Annotated in this window: 9 protein-coding genes and 2 riboswitches; of the genes, 1 reads left to right on the top strand and 8 read right to left on the bottom strand. The window is 38.6% G+C overall.

Translation table 11 applies throughout. The annotated features are described in order from the left end of the window. Window positions 1-359: 359 nt before the first annotated feature. The 8 genes from ptsG to BGM26_RS20870 all read right to left on the bottom strand — a co-directional run bounded on the left by ptsG (window position 360) and on the right by BGM26_RS20870 (window position 14,221). Window positions 360-2,423: a glucose-specific PTS transporter subunit IIBC gene (gene ptsG / locus BGM26_RS20905; RefSeq protein WP_217042221.1), complete on the bottom strand. Its 2,064-nt coding sequence runs from the start codon at window positions 2,421-2,423 to the stop codon at window positions 360-362. 196 nt (window positions 2,424-2,619) lie between these two features. Continuing rightward, the gene (gene glcT, locus BGM26_RS20900) at window positions 2,620-3,459 is read right to left on the bottom strand and encodes a glucose PTS transporter transcription antiterminator GlcT (RefSeq protein ID WP_217042220.1); all 840 of its coding nucleotides are present in this window, start codon (window positions 3,457-3,459) and stop codon (window positions 2,620-2,622) included. A gap of 332 nt (window positions 3,460-3,791) precedes the next feature. Further along, window positions 3,792-5,120, bottom strand: coding sequence for an NCS2 family permease (locus tag BGM26_RS20895; protein ID WP_217042219.1), 1,329 nt, complete (start codon window positions 5,118-5,120; stop codon window positions 3,792-3,794). Between the two features lie 152 nt (window positions 5,121-5,272). Then, window positions 5,273-5,374, bottom strand: a riboswitch (purine riboswitch). Between the two features lie 236 nt (window positions 5,375-5,610). Continuing rightward, entirely contained in the window at window positions 5,611-7,131 is a 1,521-nt protein-coding gene (gene guaA, locus BGM26_RS20890; protein WP_217042226.1) for a glutamine-hydrolyzing GMP synthase, read from the bottom strand. Window positions 7,132-7,634: 503 nt separating this feature from the next. Continuing rightward, window positions 7,635-7,736: riboswitch (purine riboswitch) on the bottom strand. Between the two features lie 106 nt (window positions 7,737-7,842). Then, entirely contained in the window at window positions 7,843-10,050 is a 2,208-nt protein-coding gene (locus BGM26_RS20885; RefSeq protein WP_217042218.1) for a DUF4129 domain-containing transglutaminase family protein, read from the bottom strand. Then, the gene (locus BGM26_RS20880) at window positions 10,047-11,264 is read right to left on the bottom strand and encodes a DUF58 domain-containing protein (protein ID WP_217042217.1); all 1,218 of its coding nucleotides are present in this window, start codon (window positions 11,262-11,264) and stop codon (window positions 10,047-10,049) included. The genes BGM26_RS20885 and BGM26_RS20880 overlap by 4 nt, the downstream gene beginning before the upstream one ends. 1 nt (window position 11,265) lies before the next feature. Beyond that, window positions 11,266-12,222 (bottom strand): AAA family ATPase, encoded by a 957-nt coding sequence (locus tag BGM26_RS20875; protein ID WP_217042216.1) that lies wholly within the window; start codon window positions 12,220-12,222, stop codon window positions 11,266-11,268. 298 nt (window positions 12,223-12,520) lie between these two features. Continuing rightward, a complete protein-coding gene (locus BGM26_RS20870; RefSeq protein ID WP_217042215.1) occupies window positions 12,521-14,221 on the bottom strand; it encodes a transglutaminase domain-containing protein in 1,701 nt (566 codons plus the stop codon). A gap of 369 nt (window positions 14,222-14,590) precedes the next feature. Here BGM26_RS20870 and BGM26_RS20865 point away from each other — a divergent pair, with 369 nt between their 5' ends. Continuing rightward, window positions 14,591-16,534, top strand: a complete 1,944-nt coding sequence (locus tag BGM26_RS20865; protein WP_217042214.1) for a DUF2207 domain-containing protein — start codon at window positions 14,591-14,593, stop codon at window positions 16,532-16,534. The last annotated feature ends 152 nt before the right edge of the window (window positions 16,535-16,686 follow it).

Raw genomic sequence — 16,686 nt, 5'->3', positions numbered from 1 at the left:
AGCTCGAAAATAAAAATTTAAACGTTGACGTTTTTGTTCGTTCAGTTTTCAAAGAGCAAGACTAATGATTTTAATTTTATGATGATATCTATCATCACTTTCGCTTCTTAGAAAAGCACTCTTTCAATCTCTTTTCTCAGAAGCAACTTTATTAATATATCATTTATCAATCACGATGTCAACATTTTTTATTAATCTTTTAAAAACTTGTTAACTCGTTAATGACTGTTTTTATATAATAACACCGTATCTATAGCTCGTCAACAACTTTTAATAACTTTTTCTAGTTATTCGGATAAAAGAAGAAACCAGCTTCTAATTAAAGTAGCTGGTTTCCGTGTTTCTTCCTATTAATATATTTAAATTTTAGATATTGAGATAATATCTTTTTCTATTAATTCAACGCTCCCCGGTTTATTAATAACTATCATTTCACCTTGCTGAAGATTCGTAAATACAATTGGCGTTATTACAGAAGGCGCATTGCCTCTAATGAAATCCAAATCCACCTTCAATAATGGATCACCCGCTTTTACATGTTCATTTTCAACAACAAGCGCTTCAAAACCCTGCCCTTTTAAATTAACCGTGTCAATTCCAACATGAATCAGAATTTCACGACCTGAATCAGATAAAATTCCAATTGCATGTTTTGTTGGGAATAGATTTACGATTTTCCCATCTACAGGAGAGACTATTGTTCCTTCTGATGGAAGGATAGCAAATCCATCGCCCATCATTTTTCCAGAGAAAACAGCATCAGGAACTTCAGTAATCGGTAAAACCTCACCTTTAATAGGAGATACGAAAATATCATCTTTCAATTCATTCTGAAGGAATTCAGGAAGCACTTCTTCTATTTGTTTCGTTACTCCTCCCTTAGGATCTTTTTCGACTGACGATGGCTTTTTCCCACTCATAATATCTTTCATTTGACTTTTAATCGTTTCTGATCGCGGGCCAAAGATCGCTTGAATATTGTTACCGACCTCCAGTACACCCGCTGCACCAAGCTTTTTCAATTCATCCTTGTCAACTTCTTTAATGTCGTTTACAGATACACGAAGTCGGGTAATACAGGCGTCTAAATTAGAAATGTTGCTTTGCCCTCCCATTGCATTAAGGATATTGTATGCAAGGTCGCCCGCCTTTCTCTGTGAATTCCCTTGCTCTTTCACTCCATTTTCTTTTTCACGGCCAGGTGTCGGTAAATTAAATTTAGTAATCGCAAAGCGGAATACGAAATAATAAATGACCGCAAATACAAGTCCTAGTAGAATCGCAATCCACCATGGCTCTCTGCCTGGTAAGATACCAAAAAGAAGGAAATCAATTGCTCCGCCAGAAAAGGTGTAACCAATGTGAACATTAAGAAATGTCATTAATACAAACGATAGACCATCAAGCACTGCATGGACAACGAACAGTGCAGGAGCAATAAATAAAAATAAAAACTCTAATGGTTCAGTAATACCTGTCAAGAAAGATGTTAGCGCTGCTGAACCCAACAAACCAGCTACAAGCTTTTTCTTTTCAGGTCGCGCTGTATGATACATAGCTAACGCTGCTGCCGGTAAACCAAACATCATGATCGGAAATTCTCCCCCCATAAAGTTACCAGCCGTAATCTCTACTCCATCTTTCAATTGCGCAAAGAAAATTGTCATATCTCCACGTACTAATTGCCCAGCCGTTGTTGTATAAGAGCCGAACTCATACCAGAACGGAGCGTGGTAAATATGGTGTAAACCGAAAGGAATTAATAATCGTTTGATGAAGCCAAAGAAAAATACCGCAAAATAGGTTCCTTCTTCAATTAACCATAGTGATGCGCTATTCATTGCATCTTGAACCGGTGGCCAAACCACTAATAGCAAAAGGCCAGCTACTAAAGAAGTTGCCGCTGTAATAATCGGCACAAAGCGTTTTCCAGCAAAGAAACCAAGAAATGAAGGCATTTCAATATCATGGAAACGTTTGTAACAAAAAGCAGCAATCAGACCAACGATAATACCTCCAAACACCCCTGTTTGTAACGTAGGAATCCCTAAAACGCTTGCAAAGCCTGGATTTTCGGCAAGCATCTCCGGAGTAACTCCAATCCATGAACCCATTACTTGATTCAAAACTAAATAGCCTACTAATGCAGCAAGCGCCGCCGCACCATCACCCGCTAAACCAATTGCAACACCAACAGCGAAAATTAGTGCCAAGTTACCAAAAATAATACCACCAGCATCTTCCATCACACTCGCCATAAGCTGAATCCAATTTGCATTTAGAAAAGGAAGGTACTGCAGCATCGTTTCTTGTTGTGCAGCATTTCCAATTCCGAGCAACAAACCTGCCGCTGGCAAGAGAGCTACTGGAAGCATTAATGCTTTCCCAACTTGTTGTAAAACACCAAAAGCCTTCTTAAACATTAGTAATCCCCCTATAAGATTTTTTCGACCCATAAAGCGTTTTCATCTATCACAAACATTAAAAAGAAAAATAAAAAAGGCATGAGGAAAAAGGATTGAAAAGAAGTTAAACGGGGATAGTCTCCCTAAAACTTCGAATCAACAACCTTCTTCACTCATGCCTGATCGTATCAGTAACACGTAAAGATAATCGCGATTAAATTTTCTTCTGAAGCCTTTGCAAATGCATTGTCAAATAGACAGCTTCAGCATTAAAAACTTGCTTTTTTAATGTTTGTTGCATCACTTTTATGAGCTTCCAAGATAAACTATAACACACTGGGTATTCCTCTTTCAAGAGGGAGGTAATTGTTTCTGGTTCTTCGACCTTTTCCCCTTTATTTATGCGTTCAATTGTAAAACGAATATGACGAACAAGCCGCATATAATCAATACTATCTTTATCGATTTTTATTTTCAGCTGGTCTTCAATCATATCGATTAAAAGGGTAACAAGCTGTGAATGCTGATTCACTTCCGAAAGATTCCTATTCATAACCGCACTATGAATATGGATAGCAATAAACCCAACTTCCCCATCAGGTAAATAAATACCCGTTTTTTCACCGATTAAATCGACTACTTCTTTTGCAATTTCGAATTCAAGTGGATATAAAGCCCTTGTCTCGATCAGAAAGGGGTTTTTCATTTCCATTCTTTTTGACATCCTTGTAACAGCAAACATTAAGTGATCAGTTAACGCTACATGGATGTGCTCATTCAAGGCAGACCGGGTTCGTTTTTTAATTAATTCGATTGAGGAAATGATAACTTCATGTAAATCGTTTTCAACGAATGGTAAAAGTTTAATATAATTTTCCTGTTCTTTTTCATTTTTTAAAATAAAAAGCTTTTCTATCGATTCGGCTGCAATGTAATTGCCTTGTTTTTGGTTAAAGCCGATTCCCTTTCCGATTAAAACAACTTCCCCAAATGAATGGTGGCTGCCAAACAATACATTATTATTTAATACTTTTTCAACTTGAAAGTCCCCCATACCCTTCTCCCCACTTCGACATCATTCGACTAGTGCCATCATGCCCATATTATAAGACACTGAAAATGAAGTCAACGGAAATAGAAAAACGGAGATCCGTATGACTGCGAATCTCCGTTCTTTATTATTTTTGCTTTGTTAAACAATATTGTGGTCTAGTCGCGGGTTCGATTTACCTTCCAAGAGGCGGATTTTGCTATCGCAAAAAAGGCTCTCTCCGACGCACAGGACGTGCTAGTGTCGACAATGCCACAGGACGTGGCGTTTTTGTCGACCAGGCAAAATCGACCCCGCTAATATACATTTATCAACATTGTTCATTAACAAAGCCATTATTTTAAGAAAATGAAGTAAAGAACAAAAATCCCAAAGAAAATATACATAATTGGGTGGATTTCTTTAATACGGCCTTTTACGATCATTGTAATTGGATAAAAAATAAATCCAATCGCAATTCCTGTCGCAATACTATATGAGAGAGGCATCGCGATCATCGTTAAAAAGGCAGGTACTGCAACTTCGAATTTAGTCCAATCAATTTTTCCGAGCGATGAAACCATCAACACTCCGACAATAATTAATGCGGGCGCTGTGACCGCTGGTGTGACAATTGCTAATAACGGGAAGAAAAAGATAGAAATAATAAAGAATCCTGCCGTTACTAGTGAAGCAAATCCCGTTCTTGCTCCAGCTGCGACCCCTGCCGATGATTCAATAAAAGAAGTAACTGTTGATGTTCCAAATATAGAACCAGAAATGGAAGCGATTGAATCCGAAATTAACGCTCTTCCCGCACGTGGAAGCTTATTGTCCTTCACAAATCCAGCTTGATTCGCAACAGCAACTAATGTTCCAGCATTATCAAAGAAATCTACGAATAAAAAGGTTAAAATAATACCCAACATCGTTGTTGTATAAAAAGAACTATCTCCAAACGAACTAAATAACGCACCAAATGTCGGCGCAAGGCTTGGCGCTTTATCCACAATTTTTTCAGGTATTTCAATTAATTGAAAGATCATTCCTACAATAACGGTAATAATCATTCCATAAAATACGCCGCCTTTAACTCCGCGTGACATTAATATAACCGTAACAAGAAGTCCGAAAACCGCAAGAAGGGTATTCCCGTTTGTTAAATCCCCTAACCCTACAAGTGTTGCATCATTATTTACAATAATTCCAGAGTTTTGAAAGCCAATAAATGTAATAAATAATCCGATTCCCGCTCCAACAGCATGCTTCAACTCAATCGGGATCGCGTTAATAAGTTTTTCACGAAGTCCAGTGAGTGTTAAAAGTAAAAAGAATACACCTGAAATAAAAACTGCAGCAAGTGCGTGCTGCCATGGACTCCCGTTAACTAATACGACTGTATAAGCAAAAAAGGCGTTTAATCCAAGGCCTGGTGCAAGAGCAAGTGGATACTTTCCAATTAACCCCATGATGATCGAACCAATTGCCGCAGAAAGTGCAGTTGCAACAAATACAGCTCCATAATCCATACGTAAAGCATCAGGTAGGTCCGGCACGTCAGCAAGGGTTAAAATTGCAGGGTTAACTACTAGAATATAGGCCATTGCTAAAAACGTAGTCATACCGCCCATAAATTCCCTGCGATAGTTTGTTCCAAGCTCCTCAAACTGGAAATACTTTTTCATTTTTCTTCCTCCTAATGGGTTACCTAGCTTTTAGTATTCAACCGAATGCCATAAAAATACGCTCCTAGTAAATACCGGAGCGTTGACAACAGGATTAGCGCAAGTAGGCTGGACAGAAAAAATGAAAATAAAAAGACCGATAATAGGTGTCCTCTAATTTGCACTTACCTCGTAGTCAAGCTATTTACGGTAGCTCGGTAGAAACTTCTGGGCCTTATCCCCATGATTATACGACGTAATACGACAATATTTAATTCCTTTTTATTCTATCAGCAGAATTCTCGTTAGTCAATAAAAAAACGAACATTTACATGTCCGTTTTTAAAAAATGTTCGTATTATGACTTATCGCAGATTAACGGGCAGTAAATCCTTTTTCTTAATTTAGATTAATCGATGGTACTTATGGTAAGGATAACTGCCCGTAAAAGCCCGATTAGTTCAACTAACCTTCAGTAGGGATAAACCACCCTACTGAAGGAAGTTGCACTCTATTCCCACTCAATTGTAGCTGGTGGCTTGCTTGTAATATCATAAACAACGCGGTTTACATGCCCCACTTCATTTACAATCCGAGTCGAAATTTTCTCCAATACATCCCATGGAATTCTTGCCCAATCAGATGTCATTCCATCAATTGAAGTAACAGCTCGAATTCCGATCGTATGATCATAAGTCCGGGCATCGCCCATTACACCTACACTTCGGATATTAGGCAACACAGTGAAATACTGCCATATATCGCGATCTAATCCCGCCTTTTGAATCTCATCGCGTAAAATCGCATCCGATTCACGGACGATTTCTAGCTTGTCCTCTGTAATTTCGCCAAGAACCCGAATTCCAAGGCCAGGTCCAGGGAATGGCTGTCTCCACACAATTTCATCAGGTATTCCAAGCTCAGTGCCTAAAGCACGCACCTCATCTTTAAATAATGTGCTTAATGGTTCAATTAGCTTGAATTGCATATCTTCAGGCAAACCGCCTACGTTGTGATGAGACTTGATCGTTTGAGCAGTGGCCGTTCCACTTTCAATGATATCTGTATAAAGAGTACCTTGCGCTAAAAACTCAATGCCTTCAAGCTTTGTTGCCTCATCATCAAATACATAGATGAATTCGTTTCCGATAATTTTGCGCTTTTGTTCCGGATCGCTTACACCTTTAAGCTTGTTTAAAAAACGATCTTGCGCATCTACTTTTATTACATTCATATGAAAACCTTCTGAGAAAGTTTTCATTACACCTTCTGCCTCGCCTTTACGCAATAAACCATGATCAACAAAAATACATGTCAGCTGGTCACCGATTGCTTTATGAATAAGAACAGCAACGACAGATGAGTCTACCCCACCACTTAAAGCACAAAGAACTTTTTTATCGCCAACGGTCTGGCGGATTTTTTCCATTTCCACTTCAATAAAGTTCCCCATTGACCAATCACCCTTACATCCACAAACACCGAATACAAAGTTTTTCAAGATATCGTTCCCATAGACAGAATGAAGAACTTCTGGATGGAATTGTACAGCATATAATCCGCGTTCTTCGTTACTCATGGCTGCAATTGGGCATGACGGGTTCGTTCCATCAACCGTAAATCCTTGCGGCGCTTCTACAACAAGATCACCGTGGCTCATCCAAACCGTCTGTTCGGCAGGAAGTTCAGCAAATAATCTTGATTGGTTCTCAACTGTTAAAACCGCTTTTCCATACTCACGATTCTTTGCGCCCTCTACTTTTCCGCCAAAATGCATCGTCATTAACTGCATTCCATAGCAAATTCCAAAAATAGGCAGTCCAAGTTCAAAAATTTCTTCGTCACAACGAAAAGCATTTTCCCCGTAAACACTGTTAGGGCCGCCAGAAAAAATAATCCCTTTTGGGTTCATCTGCTTAATTTCCTCAGCCGTAATCGTATGTGGATGCAATTCGCTATACACACCAAATTCACGAATTCTACGTGTAATCAATTGGTTATACTGGCTGCCAAAATCCAGTACAACGATCATTTCTTGTTTTTGCTGTTCGGTCTTCCCCGTCACACTGTTCACCTCATTAAGTTATTAGAAATACATTCACTTTTTCTTAGTGTTCTCTTCCGTTTGAAAATTATCTCATAAAATCATACATGCATGTGGTTTAATTAGGCTGTTTTCGCATATATTGTTGCTTTAGCCTACAAATTTTGCCCGTTGATTTCCGCTGCGGGCACTTGCTTCCGCGGGGAGGGGACGGGAGCCTCCTCGGCGTTATCGCCTGCGGGGTCTCCCGCTTCCCTCTATTCCCGCAGGATATTGAATTTACATCCTTGAATCTGCCCACGCACGAAGGAAAAGCGATAGCATTTTCGAGGAGTCAAGTGCCCTCCGCTCCAATCAACTCAGATTATTAAATAAAAATCACATTATAAAAGCAACAAACTTTACGAAAATAGCCTTTAATTAAGAAAAAACCAGACTACTCCTCCACAAAATGGTGAAGGCAGAATTCTGGTCTTGAGGAAAAATTGCATATAGAATTATTCTGCCTTCATAGTCAAATCATTTACGGTGATTTGGTAGAAACTTTCGACCCATATTATCGAGGATATATGAAGAATGCATTAAGTTATTTATTAGCCAACTCGAAAGTCTCTGGAATTGACTAAATCATGCTGATACATATTAATTTAATTACTTTTACTATAACGAACCTATTGTATCAACAGGATAAATTTCTGGTCAAGCGATTGTTTTTATAATTAAATTTTCCCACAATTCCTTTGCTTCTTCCCAGCTGCCTTCTTTAAGATCCCCACGATAAATGAACTGCTCATAAAGTAAGGTTAAACTGCTCATTTCCTTTGATGAGAAGAACTGATCGACATAATTGGCATAATCCCTTAGGGTTTGTCCTTCCTTGCGTTTTAAGCCATATCGGTCCAATTCTCTTAATAAAATCAAATACGTCTTCGGAAAATTTTCGTCTTTTTTCGTCCGTCTGAATCTCCAGGCTAAATAATACGGAAGCCATCGGCCGCGTTTATGATAAACGGCTATAATAAGAACCGCTATAATGAAAGTGGCTAACGATATCCATTTCCAGTTTTTCATTACAGAAGTCTTTATCGTATTCATGATTTTTTTAAAAGAAAAAGAAGAAGAAGCTTGCTTTGGCTTTTCTTTAGATACTTCCGGTTCGATCCGATCTTCTTTTTTCGGTTCCTCGATTTCAGTCTGATTATTATTTCGCGTGTAAACATCATAATTAAATTGAACATTATTCGTAAATCCCTGGGTCGGCTCGAATGGCACCCAGCCAGTATTCGGAAAATATATCTCAACCCATGAATGGGCGTTATTATTTGTTACCTCAAAAATACGCCGGCTTGATTCACCAAGCTTTTTATATTCCCCTTCTGTATACCCCTTGACCCATCTTGCTGGAATACCAATTGATCTCGCCATAATCGCCATCGAGGTCGAAAAATTATCACAATAGCCCCGTTTTGTATCAAATAAAAATTGATCGACATAATCGTCAGCAGCGCCAGGGATAGCCACATTTTCCTGGTCATATACATATCCGTTTTTTCGGAAATAGGCTTCAAGTTCCCTAGCCTTTTCAAACCATGAGTTCTTCCCTTCCGTAATCTGGATGGCTAACTCCCGGACCCTTGAAGGCAATTCTTCAGGAATCTGTGTGTATCTTCTCATAAATTCATTATCTGGCGCTAAATTCACATTAGACTCTGCCGACCTAAGCGCAGTCACACTATACTTCGGAATCTCATAAACAAGGGAATATTCCGCGACAGCTGCAGGTTTATTTCCTTCGAAGGAAATGATTTTTTCAGTTTCTTTCTCCAATTCGTACGTATAAAGAGGTGATGCCTCTATATCTTTAATTCCTAAAGGATACACAATATGAGGATAATTCATATAAGAAAATACCTTACTTGATTCCTCTACCATTTCCACGCCATTCCCATCAATAAATGATGAAATTGGAACACTTTTTGTAAAGAATATCGGTACGTCCTCACCCATTAATTCGGAAGCAATCCAGCCTTTGCCGGTATAGTAATCTTTTGCTTCAACTTTCCAATAATGCCGCGATTCAACCTCTGCTCTAAAAACAAGCTGATTATCACTAATGAATGGTCCGCCAAGTCGAGTATCATCCGTACCATACCCAATTTTCTGGATCCCGCCTCCTTCAGCCCCACCGCCCTTTCCATATGCTTTTAAATACGGCACCGGGTCCGGCCATATCGGTTCAGCTTTCGGAGCTGCAAGTCCAACACACACACTTAGAGCGATCATGCCAGCTAATGGAGCCATCCATTTACGGGATGAGGAGGGCTCTTTTCTAACAGCTTCTTGATCAAGATGGCGATAAAAAGTCAGCATGCCCATAATTGTAAGCCCTAAGATGACTGTCCTGACAATGGCAACGTCAGCTTCATACGGTGTAAACGTATCAAGTACGGTAATATATATGATTGTCATGAAAAAAAAGATAAATATCTGTCTGCGGATAATCAGCCAATATTGAATTAAGTAAGTCATGATCCAGAGAAGAACAAAAAATAAAAAACTCCTGAACAAATTACTTAAGCTCGGCCAATCCCTTTCAGACAAAGGCCCGATATTCTCTTGAAAATCCGATATAAACTGCGTGACCCACGATAGTTGAAAAAAGGCTCCTTCATAAAATAAATAATGCAGGGCATATAAAATAAAAGCACATTTAATCAACCCGCTTAAAATAATGGAAATTCCCAGGTAAGCCGATAAGAGTGAGATACTGATAAACACTAGAAAAACCCAAATATTCGCTGTATCAGTCAGCTCTTCCAAGGGCCTGATCCATTCCCATAGGAGCATAAACCCGAAGGCGTATAATAAAAAATTCGATAGATCTTTTGGTGCTTTTCGGGATGTCATCTACTTGCCACCTCCGAGAATACACTTGCGAAATTGCCGTCATGAACAAATACCACCCGTAAACCTCTCGCCTTAGCTTCTGCCTTAAGCGCAAGATCATCAGGAGAGGGCAATTCCTGTTCATTTTTTAACAGGAAAATCGTAACAGTTCCTTTTCGTGTAGCAAAAAAGCCAACTTTATCAATTAACGCTTTCGTTATCTGTGCTGTTATTAACATGAGATTAACATTCTGTTGCACCAAGAAATTCTCCGCTTCCAGCACCCGGTCAATCGGAACTAAACTGTTATCCCTTACCTTTGCAAGATGGTAGAATAGCTGTTGCTGCTGACTTTCTCCGCTCCTAACCGGAAAAGCAACCCTCTCGGATGCAACGGAAAGAAAGCCGACCTGAGCTCCTTTTAGGAGAATTGCTCTAATAATGGATGCTGTGAATGAAACAACGGCTTCGAAGCGGCTATCAGGCGTACAGTCCATCATTATATAGACATCATGTGACTTCCGCTGTTCGAACTCCTTTGTCATCATCTCATTACGCTTCGCTGTCGCTTTCCAATTAATCCAAGAAAAGCGGTCTCCAGGCTGATACTCCCTAATCCCGATTGCCACAGAGGTATCCCTTTGGACCCGCTCCTTTGAAGCAGCCATCCCCTTGTCAAAATGATTTTCCATCGGCCTGTAGATCAGTTCTTCATAGACCGGGTAGACAATGAATTTATCTTCTAAATGGATTTGTTTTTCTTTTTCAATTAAACCAAGCGAATCTCCAGTTTTCATTCGAATAGCGCGAAGAAAATGCTCTCCCCTCGGCAAATCATCAATCTGATAATCCCAAGTAATTTCCTTTCGAAACCCCGGAAATAGCAGCCTTTTTGCCTTTATTCTTTGCATCGAAAACACTAGCTCCTCACTAGAGCATTCTTCAACTACTAGATACAATAATGGAAAGGCGGATTTCCGCTTTAAAATGATTGTAACTTTCAATGATTCTCCCGCATTAAATTCGTTCTTTTGAAAACTACGCTCAGCCTCCATTTGATTAAGAGGGTAAAAGAATAGGAAAATTGCATAAATTCCAAATGGAAGAAAGCTATAAAAAAGGAACCAGCTAACGAACCCTCCCTGGAACATGGCGTAAGAAAAAGTAATAAGAATGAGCAGGAATAAGAAGAGTAGCTTCCATACTCCTTTTAATATATTAAAAGATTGCTTCATGTTACTTCACTAACCTTTGAACAGGAACTGGAACTCTAGCGAAAACGCGGTCCACCACTTCCTCTGCTGTAATCCCCTCAAATTTCGCCTCTGATTTCAAAATAATCCGATGAGCGAAAACAGCTGGAGCCAAATGCTGAATATCATCTGGGAGGACATAATCCCTTCCAAACATAAATGCATAAGCTTGCGCAGCCTTCATTAGGGCAATTGAACCCCTTGGACTAACTCCAAGATAAACACTAGCATGCGTTCTCGTCTGGCTGGCAAGATCAACGATATACCGTTTAATCGTATCGTCGACATAAACATCTTTTATCTGCTCCTGCAAATCACGCAATTCCGCTAGGCCAATTACAGGCTTCAGTTCGTCAATTGGCTTACCCTTTTGTGCCCGGTTCAGTACTTCCATTTCTTCAGCCATTTCCGGATAGCCCATTTTCATCTTTAATAAGAAACGGTCTAGCTGGGCCTCTGGCAAAGGATATGTTCCTTCATATTCAATCGGGTTTTGCGTCGCCATAACGAAAAACGGTTTTTCAAGGTGATGCGTAATCCCGTCAATTGTGACACTGCTTTCTTCCATTCCCTCAAGTAAGGCAGACTGGGTTTTGGGAGAAGTTCGGTTGATTTCATCAGCCAAAATAATATTTCCCATAATCGGGCCCGGCATGAATTGGAATTCCATTTCCTTTGGGTTATATATGGAGACGCCTGTTACATCAGATGGCAGTAAATCCGGTGTAAATTGAATACGCCTAAAATTAGCGCCAACCGATTTAGCGAGCGCACGTACCATCATCGTTTTTCCAACACCTGGGACATCTTCTAAAAGCACATGCCCTTCAGCCAGAAGAGCAATGATACTTAACTCAGCCACATTGCGCTTGCCGATCATCACTTTTTCAATATTTCTTAGTACTCTCTCAATCGTAGGATGCATATGATCACGTGTCATGATTTCCCTCCTGGTATCTGCAGATCCTGCTAGACTTATATTACGATCATTTATTTCGTTTTTTGTAATCAATAAAGATATTCGATAAACCCCTTGAAATTCCTGTAATATTTCAATAAACGTTATTCTTTATAATTTTAACACACTCTTTTTAGATTGAAATGAACTAGAATGATAAGGAAAAAGGAAGACCGGCTTCGTTTGAAGAGCCAGCCTTCCTTTCTGCTACGTTTGTCTATAGGAGAGATTCAATCAAACGTTTGATTAAGAACTATGTTCGTATTTATTTTTTGAACCATTAATAAGAAACACCTGTACGTGTATGCGTTTTGTTAAATTCATCCATATTCGGATCAAAATAGTCTTCATTGAATTTTGCTACAAACTGATTATCATTCACATATCCGGATCCCCATGTTGGATCCATTGTTAGCCAGCGTCCATCAATTTTCGCTTCAACCCAAGCATGTCTTCCAGGAAACCATCCTCTCCCGGCTCTGCCTTCTACATATTTTGCTTCAATGTCACTAGCCCTAAGGAGTGCAATGGTTAAAAAAGCATAATCCTGACAAACACCGGATTTTAGCTCGAGTGTTTTTAATGCACTGTCATCCCATTCAAATTCATTATTCTCAAATTTTCCAACATCATAGGCAATATTTTGAGCTACATAATCATAGATTGCCTTCGCTTTTTCCAAATCAGCATTCTTACCGCTAGTCAGGTCTTTTGCCAGTCCTTTTATTTTGGGGGCGTCTGATTGAACACCACGAGAAGGAAGAATATCCCGTTGATCCTTGTCTGCGATTGATTCAACTTCAAACTTCGCAAAGCTAAAATAACTGAAGTGATCACTGTTTTCATCTGTAATTTCAGGCACACTGACGATTACCTCGTACGTACCAGGACCAAATCTCAGATAAAAAGAGTCATTAAATATAAAATCTTTAACTGGGATCACATCAAGGGCTTCGTCTTCCCCTTTTTTTGTTGTGATATAGATATGTGTCGTCTCAGAAGCAAACTCTGCCTTCGGATCAATCGTACCTTTAATGTTAAAAGTGCCATTTGAATCTTCACCGCCAAAAATAGGGTACTCTAATGTGACGCCGCGTTCTATATATGCGTTTGTGTACTCAATCGGCAGCATTTTACGATTAGATTCGTTCTCTATTAAAATCGTTGTGGCCGTCTGGTAATATTTTTCCCGCTCCTCATCCGGCACTAATACTTCTAGCTTATGCAGTCCTTTACCGAAAAATAAAGGGATATCATATTCGAATTTTCCATTCTTGATAGGAATAAGGTTACTCCATGTTTCCCCATCCTTATTGAGTTTTATCATAATGGTATCATCGTCTGTTAGATTTCCCACTTTCCCTTTTAACGGAAAAATTCCATCCTTTTTCATGTAGCTTGATTTCATTTTTAAGGATAGGTCAGCACTTTTTCCAAATGTAGTATAGGTGACGTCTCGCTGATACTCAGGATTAACATTCACAACTTCAAAATCAACTATGTCATAATAATAATTTTCCCGATCAGTACTTGGAAGGCGAACCTTGACAGAATACTCCCCCTCTCCATTAAAAAAGTGGATAACCTGCCTAAACTTCCCATCGTTAATCGGTGTATAATATTCAAGTTGATCACCTGCAGGACCTTCCTCATTAGCATGTACCTTTATCCACGCATAATCAGATTTTAACTGTGAATATTCTCCAATTTCTCCTTCCACAATGACTTCCCCATTAACCGCAAACTTCTTATGTTCAGGTTCCTTAAGGATTACACCAATTTTCTCGCTATAAGAAGTCAGTTCAATCGGTTCAAGTTCTAATTCTTTATTTAATTCTTTCACTTGTTTTTCATATTTGTCTTCTTTTATAGATGTTGTAGTCTTTGAATTACCCGAACTAGCATTACTGCATGCGGAAAGGAAAAGAATACTGCTGTATAAACATATTAATATCGTAAACAATGGACTTTTTCGATTCATATTTTCCCCCTAAAAAGATAAATTTCCTTTACCTATTCAATAATTTGGATTTTTTTCATATTTTTACTATTTATGTTCTATCATGTGTTCACATTTCAGTCAAACTTAAGAAGGAAATGATCGAATTTCACCAGTGACTTTATTCCTAACAAACATTTGAATTGGAATATTATTTCGTGACAAAAGAAGGGATAAAAGAACGAGCAGAAACGAATATTCTTTCAATTATCGATATGAATATTACAATAATATTACAATTATGTATTTTTATAGTTATATAGGACTGTTTTTTGTAGAACTTCATACTTATCAACAGATCTCCGCGATATAATAGGTCATATAAAAATGGAAATTGGAGGGAATCATTAGTTGAGAAAGTTGTTCACCTATTGGATTTTTGGCTCATTGATTTTTTTATTTATGTTTCAGCCAATAACAGCCAAAGCGAAATCCTTCTCCATTGAACAAGTCGATATCCATGCCATGATTTTAGACAATGGTGATTTATATGTAGAAGAGCTATTTACTTATCAGTTTGAAGGCCAATTTAATGGAACAACCCGAACGATTGGAGATGATGATCATCGGGGAGTTAAGTTTTTTGAAGGTTATCTTACACCGCCAAATACCACTCTATTAAATTATAATTCAAGTTCATTTAAACCTTTGAAGGTGGAGAGGGAAGACTTAACATTTAAGATTCACACGGCCTCCAAGGATGAGACGAAAAGGTTTTTTTACCGTTATTTAATAGAAGGGGCCGTAACAAAATACGAAGATACTGGACAATTTTACTGGCGCTTTTTTGATGAAATAAATGAAGCAGATTTACATAACGTTACGATTAGACTTTCTCTTTATAACGACTTATCTTCCTCATTAAGAGGCTATGCTTTCTTGCATGACTTAACTGGCGGAACGCTCGAAAAGTCAGCAAAATACGGCTATATCTATGGAAACGAACTTTTACCAGCTGGGAAAACGGCGGAAATTCGTTATTTATTTCCTCAAGACTTCTTAAAAAATGCAAGCATGACAGAAAATACCCTTAAGCTCGAAACCTTTTTAAAGGAAGAAGAGGATTATGAAAAATGGTTTGAAATGAGAAGCAGATTAAATCCATTTGCGGAGGGGATTGGTTATGTATTATTTATAATCGCTCTTCTCTTATTATTAATAACCGTATTTTATCCAAGAAGACTCATTCGCTTATTCCATAAAGGGGGAAGTGTAACAGTGCTTAAGAAGTTCGACTCCTTTATCCTTATAAACCTTTATCGCAAAGGCCACATAGAGCATAGCGATATTATGAGCGCTCTCTTTCGCATGTATCAAAAGGGCGTTATTTCGATGCAGCATGCTCCTGCAAGAGCTGCTTATTTGGAGGATGAGGAGGCGCCAGATCATACTTATTACTTCACACTCCTTAAGGACGAACAGAACTTGGCTCAATATGAGAAGGAGCTCATTAACTGGCTCTTTGTGACAAATGCTTCGGATCAAAAGGTCTTTTCCTTGGATCAGCTCCCCTTCCCAACACAGACGGAAAAACAGAAAAATTGGCGATTGGAAAAAGAGTATAAAAAGGCGGAGAAACAATTCCATCAAACTTTTAAAAAATGGAAAAAAATAGTTTTGGCTGATCCAGAAATAAATACATTTGTTACATTAAATCCAATTAGAAAATGGCTTTTAAAATTAGGCGTACCGTTTTGGATGCTATACTCCCTTTTAAGTGCGTGGATGGGCCGGACAGATGTACTCATAATCATAATCATATTAATGCTTCTATTAGGAAGTGGTGCTGTTATGTATATTAAAAGGAACAAACGCTTTGCTCCCTTCCTTTATTTTCTTATCGGTTCTATTATTACGAGTTTATCAACTTATGAAATTTCGGGTACATATATATTCGTGGCAGGAGCCTTCATTTTGATTGCCTTATTTGTTCCAGTAGTTGATGTTACGTCGAAAGGTACACCTTATTATAAAAGGTTAAAAAAGTTTAGAAAGGCGGTTATGAATGGAGAGTTTACATTTGATGGCATCGAAATGGAAAAATGGTATCAGCATGCACTTTCTTTAGACCTATTTTTATGGCTAAAATACAGGTATGCACACCAATTTTCTGAGAGTGTAGAAGGATTTTCTCCGATTTTAAAAAACCCTACGGAAGATTCAGAAATATTCTATTATCCGTATCAGTATTATCACAATAGATATCATTCTGATAACTCCCATAGTTCCGATGGTTCTTCAGGTAGCGGATCAAGTGGAGGATCTGGAGGCGGAGGGGGTGCCGGGGCTTTTTAACATGGCTACAGCTAATAAGAAAAACCAGACTAAATTTAGTTCAATCGATTGGACAGGATAATGAACCAATTAACTGTGGATCTCGCATAGATTTGTCCGATTGAACGGGCAGCAGACTGCAAGAGCAGGCATCTTTCAGGAAAAAATCGAAA

The sequence above is a fragment of the Bacillus sp. FJAT-29790 genome (genome assembly GCF_019039215.1).
Taxonomy (GTDB): domain Bacteria; phylum Bacillota; class Bacilli; order Bacillales; family Cytobacillaceae; genus Cytobacillus.
Note: the sequence above shows the minus strand (reverse complement) of the source record. Positions and strands in the feature narration are given on the sequence as shown.

What these genes read in the sequence shown, in the direction of transcription:
- ptsG (WP_217042221.1), bottom strand. Translation starts at nt 2,423, where the DNA reads ATGTTTAAGAAGGCTTTTGGTGTTTTACAACAAGTTGGGAAAGCATTA.
- glcT (WP_217042220.1), bottom strand. Translation starts at nt 3,459, where the DNA reads ATGGGGGACTTTCAAGTTGAAAAAGTATTAAATAATAATGTATTGTTT.
- BGM26_RS20895 (WP_217042219.1), bottom strand. Translation starts at nt 5,120, where the DNA reads ATGAAAAAGTATTTCCAGTTTGAGGAGCTTGGAACAAACTATCGCAGG.
- guaA (WP_217042226.1), bottom strand. Translation starts at nt 7,131, where the DNA reads ATGATCGTTGTACTGGATTTTGGCAGCCAGTATAACCAATTGATTACA.
- BGM26_RS20885 (WP_217042218.1), bottom strand. Translation starts at nt 10,050, where the DNA reads ATGACATCCCGAAAAGCACCAAAAGATCTATCGAATTTTTTATTATAC.
- BGM26_RS20880 (WP_217042217.1), bottom strand. Translation starts at nt 11,264, where the DNA reads ATGAAGCAATCTTTTAATATATTAAAAGGAGTATGGAAGCTACTCTTC.
- BGM26_RS20875 (WP_217042216.1), bottom strand. Translation starts at nt 12,222, where the DNA reads ATGACACGTGATCATATGCATCCTACGATTGAGAGAGTACTAAGAAAT.
- BGM26_RS20870 (WP_217042215.1), bottom strand. Translation starts at nt 14,221, where the DNA reads ATGAATCGAAAAAGTCCATTGTTTACGATATTAATATGTTTATACAGC.